The organism is Alteromonas sp. G5_S2_22_S1 (assembly GCF_054968525.1).
Window position 1 is genome coordinate 20,849 of sequence record NZ_JBQKUJ010000027.1, and the last position, 10,340, is coordinate 31,188.

The 10,340-nt window shown below is 46.1% G+C and carries 9 protein-coding genes; 7 read left to right on the forward strand and 2 right to left on the reverse strand.

Features of this window, described 5'->3' with window-relative positions; translation table 11 throughout:
• Positions 1-32: 32 nt before the first annotated feature.
• Positions 33-1,037 (reverse strand): LacI family DNA-binding transcriptional regulator, encoded by a 1,005-nt coding sequence (locus tag ACTRWF_RS18860; protein WP_012516940.1) that lies wholly within the window; start codon positions 1,035-1,037, stop codon positions 33-35.
• Positions 1,038-1,413: 376 nt separating this feature from the next.
• Here ACTRWF_RS18860 and ACTRWF_RS18865 point away from each other — a divergent pair, with 376 nt between their 5' ends.
• The 7 genes from ACTRWF_RS18865 (at position 1,414) to ACTRWF_RS18895 (ending at position 9,018) form a co-directional block, all read left to right on the forward strand.
• Entirely contained in the window at positions 1,414-2,568 is a 1,155-nt protein-coding gene (locus tag ACTRWF_RS18865; protein ID WP_462836038.1) for a Gfo/Idh/MocA family protein, read from the forward strand.
• A 36-nt stretch (positions 2,569-2,604) separates the two neighbouring features.
• A complete protein-coding gene (locus ACTRWF_RS18870) occupies positions 2,605-3,672 on the forward strand; it encodes a sugar phosphate isomerase/epimerase family protein (protein WP_020742733.1) in 1,068 nt (355 codons plus the stop codon).
• A 26-nt stretch (positions 3,673-3,698) separates the two neighbouring features.
• Positions 3,699-4,916: a nucleoside permease gene (locus tag ACTRWF_RS18875; protein WP_012516943.1), complete on the forward strand. Its 1,218-nt coding sequence runs from the start codon at positions 3,699-3,701 to the stop codon at positions 4,914-4,916.
• The gene (locus tag ACTRWF_RS18880; protein ID WP_462836039.1) at positions 4,909-5,838 is read left to right on the forward strand and encodes a TIM barrel protein; all 930 of its coding nucleotides are present in this window, start codon (positions 4,909-4,911) and stop codon (positions 5,836-5,838) included. The genes ACTRWF_RS18875 and ACTRWF_RS18880 overlap by 8 nt, the downstream gene beginning before the upstream one ends.
• Positions 5,839-5,882: 44 nt before the next feature.
• Complete coding sequence (locus ACTRWF_RS18885) at positions 5,883-7,568, forward strand: GMC oxidoreductase (protein WP_015066066.1); 1,686 nt, start codon at positions 5,883-5,885, stop codon at positions 7,566-7,568.
• A complete protein-coding gene (locus ACTRWF_RS18890) occupies positions 7,568-8,185 on the forward strand; it encodes a gluconate 2-dehydrogenase subunit 3 family protein (protein WP_014947966.1) in 618 nt (205 codons plus the stop codon). Before ACTRWF_RS18885 ends, ACTRWF_RS18890 begins: the two co-directional genes overlap by 1 nt.
• Positions 8,186-8,250: 65 nt before the next feature.
• Positions 8,251-9,018 (forward strand): 3-keto-alpha-glucoside-1,2-lyase-like domain-containing protein, encoded by a 768-nt coding sequence (locus ACTRWF_RS18895; RefSeq protein WP_462836040.1) that lies wholly within the window; start codon positions 8,251-8,253, stop codon positions 9,016-9,018.
• On the opposite strand, the gene ACTRWF_RS18900 is transcribed toward ACTRWF_RS18895, so the two are convergent.
• Positions 9,015-10,163: an iron-containing alcohol dehydrogenase gene (locus ACTRWF_RS18900; protein WP_015066067.1), complete on the reverse strand. Its 1,149-nt coding sequence runs from the start codon at positions 10,161-10,163 to the stop codon at positions 9,015-9,017. The genes ACTRWF_RS18895 and ACTRWF_RS18900 overlap by 4 nt on opposite strands.
• Between the last annotated feature and the right edge of the window lie 177 nt (positions 10,164-10,340).

The window sequence follows — 10,340 nt, forward strand, 5'->3', positions numbered from 1 at the left end:
GTACATAGGTGATGACGCATCGCTATCATCAATTAACCCAAAGCTTTGCCCGTGCTCTCACGCACAATAAGTTCAAACGGCATAATAACTTTGGGGGCCTTGCGAATTTTTCCGTTAAGAAGGTCCACCAGTAGCGTAACCGCCGTTCTACCAAATTCTTCTGCAGGTTGGGCAATAGTGGTTAGCGGCGGATCCACAAATGCTGAAAATGCAATGTCATCGAAACCTGCCACCGATATGTCATTAGGAACATGTAGGTTGGCTTGCTTGAAGGCTTGCATGGCACCAATAGCCGTTTCGTCGTTCTCACAAAATACGGCGGTGGGTCTACTTTCAAGGTGACTAATGGTCTCCCCTGCGTTGTATCCGGCCTGTAATGTAAAATCCCCCGGGAACAACAAGCTCTCATCAAAGGCAATATTGGCTTGCGCTAAGGCGTCTTTATATCCAACCAAGCGTTCTTGGGTAAGCGGACTTGAATTAGGTCCTTTGATCATGGCTATACGGGTATGGCCTAATGAAATTAAGTGCTCGGTCATTGCTTTGGCCGCAGCACGGTTGTCTAACGACACAACAGGATATTGGCCATCGTCAATCACCTCACAGGCATTCACCATGGGAAGTAGGCCATTGTCGTTGATCATCGTGGCATCAAATGGGTTGTGCGCACGTAACTGTATAAGCCCATCAGCCTGAGAAGTACTTACCATCTTGGCGTAATGGCTTTCTATTTCACTATTACCAAGCGTATTGGCAAGTAAAATGGAATAGCCCAGTTCGGCTGCCGCTTCCTGCATACCGCTAATAACACGGGCAAAAAATACGTTCGCTACCGTAGGCACCAGTACCACTAAATTGTGCGTTTTTCCCGAACGAAACTTAACTGCCATTAAGTTAGGTTTATATCCAACTGCCTGAACAGCGGCCATCACCTTATTGCGCGTTTTAGGAGAAACACGCTCAGGTTGTTGCAATGTTCTTGATACGGTAGCGACCGACACGCCGGCACTATCTGCTACATCTCTAATATTTGCCATTTACGTTATTGTAGTTTGTTAATTCACTCGCGCATTGTAAACCTAACCCAGTAGAGGTGTGGTCTATACGATGGTAGCGAATTCAAAATTTACGTGAAATTAATATGTAACCGTTTTCATTTTAAGCAAAAGAATACGCACTTTCATTAAAACGTCAAAGGTTATTTGTAGGATTTATGTAAATTTGAGCTAGTGTTATGTCCAAATTTGGTGCAGGAATAGACTGTTAACGGTAGCAAAGCCCCAGTGTCACCTCGCCATTTGTAAACTTTAGATTAATAAAATGCTGTTTTTTGTATTGACCATTAAAATGTAACGGGTTACATTTTGTGGCATTAGTAACACCAATAGTGCGTTTGCACACAGAGGAATTTCAATGCAACCAATTCGAATGGGAATGATCGGAGGCGGGGAAGGCGCGTTTATCGGTGCCGTGCATCGTCATGCCGCAGGGTTAGATGGGAACTACCAGTTGGTGTGTGGCGCATTTAGCCGCAACGAAGAAAATAATACGCGTACGGCAGCAACGTTAAATGTAGATGCTTCCCGTGCTTACGACAGTTGGCAAGCTATGTTAGATAACGAGGCGCAACTTCCCGAGCAAGAGCGAATGCAAGTGGTTGTTATCGTAACGCCTAATCATCTTCACGTACCTATATCACTTGCGGCCATTAAAGCGGGATTTCATGTGTTTTGTGAAAAACCAGCAGGCGTTAGCTTTGCAGAAGTAAAAGAGCTTCAAGATGTTATTCACGCCAGTGAATCGCTATACGGCTTGGCTCATACCTACCTTGGTTATCCTATGGTTTGGCAAGCACGTCATCTCGTTGAAAGCGGTAAGCTGGGCAAAATTCGAAAAGTGTATGTTGAGTATCCGCAAGGCTGGTTGTCTGGCGAAGAAGAAACGCACAATAAGCAAGCGCAGTGGCGTACCGACCCAGCAATTTCTGGCGCAACGGGCGCAATGGGCGACATCGGCACTCATGCCTTTGGACTTGTTGAGTTTGTATTAAACGACAGTGTTACCTCGTTATGTGGCGAGTTAAACACCCATGTTGAAGGACGCCGATTAGATGACGACGGCGCCGCGCTTATTAAAACTAAGAAGGGTGCGTCGGGCGTGTTGATTGCTTCGCAGGTTTGTGCTGGTGAAGAAAACGCGTTGAAGATCCGTGTCTACGGTGACAAGGGTGGTTTAGAGTGGCGTCAAATGGAGCCAAACTCCGTTATCTATCGCCCTGTTGATGCCCCTTATCAAGTGTTTAGAGCCGGCCAGGGTCAAGTTGGGTTATGTGATGCTGCATCTGCACGTTGTCGTGTTCCAGCTGGCCACCCAGAGGGCTACTTAGAAGCAATGGCAAACTTGTATACCGATTTTGCAAAAGCGGTACGCGCGAATCAAAAAGGCAAACCTGACGGCGTTCCAGGAATAAATTCAGGCATACGCGGAATGGTATTTATAGATGCCATGCTTGCCAGTACTGACAGCGACACCAAATGGGAGTCGGTCAGTCAGGAAGGAACGCAGTAATGCAATTACAACATACAATGAAAAAGGTGAGCGCTTATGGCTACTAATCAACAACCTATAAAAGGGCCGGCTATCTTCCTTGCTCAGTTCATGGGAAAAGAAGCGCCGTTCGATACGCTCGAAAATATGGCGAAGTGGGCAGCGTCGCTTGGTTACAAGGGAATACAGGTACCTACTGATCCTAGTCTGTTTGATTTAGAGAAAGCAGCGGAGAGCCAAGAGTACTGCGACAACATCGCTAAAATATGTAAAGACGCAGGCGTAGAAATCACTGAGCTTTCTACGCACTTACAAGGTCAGCTAGTGGCGGTTCACCCCGCTTACGACGAGTTATTCGATAACTTTGCGCCGGCGCACTTACACGGCAAGCCACAAGAGCGAACCGAATGGGCAATTAATCAGCTCAAATGTGCGGCTATTGCCAGTAAGCGCTTGGGATTGAAAGCTCACGCTACCTTTTCTGGTGCATTAATGTGGCACTTGGTTTACCCGTGGCCTCAGCGTCCTGCTGGCTTGGTCGAGCAAGGCTTTGCTGAATTAGCCAAGCGTTGGAAACCCATTCTCGATGCATTCGACGATGCAGGTGTTGACGTATGCTACGAAATTCATCCCGGGGAAGACTTGCACGATGGGGCTTCGTTCGAACAGTTTTTAAAAGCTGTAGATGACCACCCACGAGCAAATATTCTTTTCGATCCAAGTCACTTTGTTTTACAGCAGCTTGACTACCTTGACTTTATTGACCGCTACCACAGCCGGATCAAAATGTTTCACGTCAAAGATGCCGAGTTCAATCCGAACGGTAGAAACGGTGTGTACGGCGGCTATCAAGACTGGCAAGACCGCGCGGGACGTTTTCGTTCCCTTGGCGACGGCCAAGTCGACTTCAAAGGTATTTTCAGCAAGCTTACCCAGTATGGCTTCACAGGTTGGGCAGTACTAGAGTGGGAATGCTGCTTAAAAGACAGTGCGCAAGGTGCAGCAGAGGGCGCACCGTTTATCGCTTCACACATTATCGAGCCAAGCAAATATGCGTTTGACGACTTTGCTGGTGGAGACGTAAGCGAAGTGAAGAATAATCGTATTTTAGGCCTTGAGCGCTAAGCGCCATCAATAGGATAACAATAACTATGATAACCCTACGCCTTAGTTTGATGATGTTCCTCCAGTTCTTCATTTGGGGAGGCTGGTTTGTAACATTAGGCACGTATCTATCGAATACCCTGTCTGCCAACGGTGGGCAAATTGGCATGGCCTTCTCAACCCAAAGTTGGGGCGCCATCATTGCCCCCTTTATTGTGGGCCTTATTGCTGACCGATTCTTTAATGCAGAAAAGATCCTCGGCTTACTACACATTGTTGGCGCCGTGCTTATGTACTGTATGTACCAAGCGAATGATTTCGCCAGCTTTTACCCTTATGTGTTGGCATACATGATTGCATACATGCCTACGCTTGCTTTGGTTAACTCAGTGTCATTCGGACAAATGGTCGACCCGTCAAAAGAGTTCGGAAAAGTTCGTGTGTGGGGCACTATCGGCTGGATTGTGGCAGGCCTTATGATTAGCTATGTCTTCTCATGGGATTCTGCACAGTCTATTGCCGATGGTATGCTCAAAAACACGTTCTTATTGTGCAGCGTTGCCTCGCTAATGTTGGGCGTATTCAGTTTTACACTGCCAAACACGCCACCTCAATCTAGCGGTAAAGCGGTAACTATTCGCGACATTCTTGGCTTGGACGCGTTGGCACTGTTAAAAGACAAAAACTTCTTTGTATTTTTTCTTTCATCTGTACTTATTTGTATTCCACTGGCGTTTTACTACCAGAATGCTAACCCTTTTCTTACCGAAATAGGCGTTGAAAACGCCACGGGCAAAATGACACTAGGTCAAGTTTCCGAAGTATTGTTCATGTTGGCCCTGCCGGTATTTTTGAACCGTTTCGGCATTAAAGCCACGTTAGTGATAGGTATGGCAGCGTGGGTTGTACGTTATGCACTGTTCGCATTCGGGAACGCTGACGAAGGCTTGTTCATGCTTATTGTTGGTATTGCACTGCACGGTATTTGTTACGACTTCTTCTTTGTATCAGGGCAAATCTATACCAATTCAAAGGCGGGAGAAAACGTAAAAAGTGCAGCGCAGGGGCTAATTACCTTAGCGACATATGGCGTAGGTATGCTGGTGGGCTTTGCAGTGGCAGGCGCAATTACCGACACCTACACGATGGAAACCGGTGCGCATAGTTGGCAGCAGGTCTGGTTATTCCCAGCAGGGTTTGCCGCGGTTGTGTTAGTGCTATTCGCCATTCTGTTCAGAAAGGAAAAGGTGAACGCAGATGCATAACATTACCCGCAGAAAATTACTTCAAAGTATGGCTATGACAGGGGCAGGCATTGCCGGAACAGGATTAGCAGCAGCTGGTTTAGCCACTGCTATGCCTGCTATAGCGAGTACAAACGGCACGAAAGGTAGCAACACCATGAATACGCCGCTTAAAGGAAATGTAAATCATTCGGTAAGCCGATGGACCTACGGCGATTTAAGCATTGAAGAGTTGTGCCAAACCGTTAAGCAATTAGGATTTGGAGCCATTGACTTGGTAGGTCCTGAAGATTGGCCTGTGCTAAAGCAGTACGGCATCGACTCTTCTATGTGTAACGGCGCCGAGATAAGTCTTGAAGACGGCTTCATTCACAATGAGCTCCATGACGAACTAGAAGCGCGTTATATAAAGCACATCGACTTGGTCGCTGATGCAGGTTATACAAACCTTATCTGCTTTAGCGGCAATGCCCGAGGCATGTCACGAGAAGACGGATTGGAAAATGCGGTTAAAGGGTTAAAACGCATTTTACCTCATGCTGAAAAACGCAACGTAGTGATTTTCATGGAGCTGTTTAACAGCAAAGTCGACCACCCTGATTACATGGCCGACAATTCTGCATGGGCGATAGAACTTTGCAAACGCCTAGGTTCTAAGCACTTCTCACTGCTTTACGATATCTACCACATGCAAATTAATGAGGGAGATATCATCCGAACTATTCGAGATAACTATCAGTACTTTGGCCATTACCATACGGCCGGCGTACCTGGGCGTCACGAAATAGATGCTTCACAAGAACTCAATTACGAAGCAATTGCTAAAGCCATTGTCGAGACCGGATTTAAAGGCTACTTAGCACAAGAGTTTATACCCACACCGAAAACCAAAGCCAACAGAATAGCGTCGCTACAACAAGCGATCCATATCTGTGATGTGTAACGTGCGAACAGGCACAGCGACGAATTAAGTTTTAAGGACGTGTTATGGCGAGTAACGAATATGATGCAATAGTTATTGGATCTGGTATCAGTGGCGGTTGGGCTGCTAAGGAGCTAACTGAGAAGGGCCTAAAAGTGCTCATGTTAGAACGTGGCCAAAATATCGAGCACATTAAAGATTATAAAAATGCGCACAAAGAAGATTGGGATTTTCCTCACCGAGACTTGCCTACTCAAGCAATGAAAGTGGATTATCCCGTGCTTAAGCGCGACTACCCGCTAAATGAAAAAACGTACGGTATGTGGGCAAATGAAAAAGAAAACCCTTATACCGAAGACAAGCGCTTCGACTGGTACAGAGGCTACCATGTAGGTGGACGCTCACTGTTGTGGGGACGCCAAAGCTACCGTTTGAACAAAGAAGATTTCGAAGCCAATGCTAAAGAAGGCATTGCAGTCGACTGGCCTATTCGCTACGACGATTTGGCGCCATGGTATGACTACGTAGAAAAATTCGCGGGTATCAGTGGCAATCGTGATGGCTTAGATGTATTGCCTGATGGTGTATACCAGCCACCAATGCCAATGAACATTGTAGAGGAAAGTGTCGCGGCGCGGGTGAAAAAGGCCTATGAAGGCGCGCGGCACATGGTGCATGGCCGCACTTCAAACATGACACAAAGCAAGCCCGAAGAAGGACGTGTTCATTGCCAATACCGCAATAAGTGCTGGTTGGGTTGTCCTTTCGGTGGCTACTTCAGTACACAAGCATCTACGCTTCCAGCTGCGGTTAAAACAGGTAACTTAACCCTTCGACCTTTTTCGATAGTCAAAGAGATCTTGTTCGACAAAGACAAGAAACGCGCGACTGGCGTTGAAATTATCGATGCTGAAACCAACGAGACCTATGTATTTAAAAGCAAGATCATCTTTGTAAATGCGTCAGCACTTAACTCGGCGTGGGTACTGATGAATTCCGCCACAGACGTATGGGACGGTGGCTTAGGAAGCAGCAGCGGCGAGTTGGGTCACAACGTTATGGATCACCACTTTAGAGTCGGAGCTTCAGCTGAAGTTGAAGGTTTTGACGACAAATATACCTACGGTCGCAGACCGAGTGGCTTCTATGTGCCAAGGTTTAGAAACTGGGGAAGTGATAAACGCGATTACTTGCGAGGATTTGGTTATCAAGGCGGCGCAAGCCGTTCAGGTTGGCGCAAAGACATAGCTGAGCTTGGTATAGGGGCTGGACTTAAAGACGCCATAACAGAGCCAGGTCCTTGGACAATAGGCATGACAGCCTTCGGTGAAATTCTTCCGTATCACGAGAACAAAGTGTACTTGAACAAAAAAGTAACCGACAAATGGGGCTTACCTGTACTCGCAATGGATGTTGAGATTAAAGAAAACGAGCTTAAGATGCGTAAGGACATGCAGCAAGACGCTATTGAGATGTTTGAAGCGGCTGGCCTTAAAAATGTTCAGGGCTGGGATGCAGACTACGCACCTGGTATGGGCATTCATGAAATGGGTACGGCACGTATGGGAAGAGACCCAAAAAGCTCTGTGCTCAACGCGCATAACCAAGTATGGGATGCACCAAACGTATTCGTGACCGATGGTGCGGCAATGACATCGGCAAGCTGTGTTAACCCTTCACTGACCTATATGGCATTAACGGCAAGAGCCGCAGACTTTGCCGTAGAAGAGTTAAAGCGAGGAAATCTATAATGGAACGCAGAGAACTACTTAAACTCATCGCTACTGCTACAGGCACAGCATTGTTCGCAGGTAATGTACTTGCCTACACAGATGTGCCCGCTGTGCCGCTTAGCGACACATTGTTTAATGAAAAAGATGTGGCCTTGCTGAACGAAATGGGTGAGGTGATCATTCCTCAAACTGACACGCCTGGAGCAAAAGCGGCTAACGTTGGCGCGACGATGGCTGTGCTGGTTACCGATTGCTACACACCTTTGCTTCAGAAGACCTTTCTTGATGGCATTAAGAAAATATCTTCGTTAAGTCAAAGTCGTTTCAACAAACAATTTGTTCAGCTTACCAAGCAAGAACGAGAGGCTTTATTTAACGATCTGGATGTAGAAGCGAAAGCGGCGAACCTTGCTAACGGTGTTTATCAAGGTGTTGAAACAGGAAAGCCAAGTCAGTGGGAGCCAGGTACCGATGAGCCAACCCCTCACTACTTTACGCTACTAAAACAGCTAACACTTTATTGCTTTTTCACGTCTCAAGTTGGCGCGACTAAAGTGCTTCGTTATGTGGCCATTCCTGGACGTTACGACGGTGCATTCCCTTATAAGAAGGGCGACAAAGCGTGGGCCACCTGAGCCTGCGCTATCGAGCTGCCAAACACAACACAGTTATACAACGGATAAAACAAGGTACTGACACTATGAATAAAACACTCGTCGCTTCAACTGTGGCTTTGCTTTTGCCACTTTCAGCATGCGCAACGACAGATGCAGATACTGAGAAAAGCGAATCGCGGTTAACCCGCGAACAACAGGCCGCTAAAACGGAAGTTTGGGAACCTGTTCCTGAAGTGGTTTCTTTTGATAAGGCAGGCGTGCCCTCTGATGCCATCTCTTTAATTGGTGATGACCTATCTAACTGGACTTCAGTAAAGGAAGGTGATGCAAAGTGGACGCTGGAAAACGGTGTTCTAACAGTGAAGCCGGGAACAGGCGATATCAAAACGAAAGCAGAGTTCTGTGATGTTCAGTTGCACGTAGAGTGGAAAGCGCCACAGCCAGAAGCAGGTATGGAAGGACAACAGCGCAATAACAGTGGTATCTTCCTGCAGCAGCGATATGAAATTCAGGTCTTGGACTCATATCAGAATAAGACCTATCCTAATGGACAAGCGGCAAGCGTATATAAGCAAACTATTCCTTTAGTTAACGCTATGAAGGCGCCTGGCGAATGGCAAACTTACGACATTATATATAGAGCACCTAAGTTTAACGGAGAAAACTTAGTATCACCGGGCTATGTTACTGTTATACATAACGGCGTGGTGGTTCAAAATCATACTGAAATACAAGGTAGCACTGAATGGATTGGTGCACCTAAATATAAATCCCACGGATGTGCACCGCTTCAATTACAAGATCACGGTAACTTAGTAAGTTTTAAAAATATGTGGGTAAGACCACTTTAAAAAGCCAGTCGATAGATATCTTCAATCTCTTCAATACTCAATTGCTTGGGATTATTGCGAAGAAGGCGAGTTACTTTACTCGCCTCTTCCGCTAACTCACCTACACAAGAAGACGAAATATTAAAATGGGTGAGTGAAGCGGGTATATCGACATCCCTGCAGAGTTTTTCGATAGCAATTAACAACAGTTTAATTGCCTCATCTTTTGAATGGTGACGTTCACATACCTTCAGAAGCTTAGCTACACAATAAAGCTTGTCTTGGCAAAACGGTGCATTTACTTTCAATACATGAGGAAGCATAACCGCGTTACTCATTCCATGTGATAAATGAAATCGCCCACCTAAAGGGTAAGCCAGAGCATGCACTGCTCCAACGCCGGCGTTTCCAAAAGCAAGGCCGGCCATTAAACTGCCGGTGGCCATATCTTCGCGAGCAGCCAGATTTTCTCCATTATTATAAGCATGCACCAAAGAATTAAAGATCAGCTTTAATGCTTTTTCGGCAAGAGCATCAGTAATAGGGCTAGCATTAACACTTATATAGGCTTCAAGCGCGTGAACGAATGCGTCTATTCCGCTTGCGGCCGTTATAGACGGTGGGCAAGTTTTTGTCATCTCAGGCGCAACAATAGCAACATCGGGTAATAGGCAGTGACTAACAATGCCTTTCTTCATTTGTGCTTTAGGGTCAGACAATATAGCAATATTGGTGACTTCCGAGCCTGTCCCTGCGGTGGTGGGAATAACAATAAGAGGAAGACGCCTTTCTGAAAGCGTATTTTCACCAAAGAGTTTGCTAATAGACCCGCTATGATCATAGGTAGCTGCTAGTACTTTTGCGCTATCAATAGCACTACCGCCACCAAGGGCGATAATGCCATCTACCTTATTCTCGCGAAGGTCGTTTAATTTGGCTTCTATGATATTTACAGCAGGCTCGGGTGGAATATCATCGATAATGTGCAAGGGGGGATAGGGAAGTAAAGCGAGTACTTGCTCAAGAAGACCAGATGACGAAACACCTTTATCAGTTACGACGGCACAATCTTTTATACCTAATCGCGTCATTTCATCTGCAAGGGCTTTTATCGCGCCAAGGCCTGTAATGAGTTTCCCTGCGGTCTTAAATTCCGAAACCTTCATAGAATGCTCCTAATAAGGGCGTATTTGTAATCGTAACGACTTACTTAATTTATAGTACAACGCGGCTGTTACCACTTAACTAAACTTATAGTCAGTTAAAAGTCGTGTGAATTAGTAGGTTAAATAAACGTTTTGATTGTTGTTTGTGCAAATGATCGAAAAATAAGGTTTTTTTCG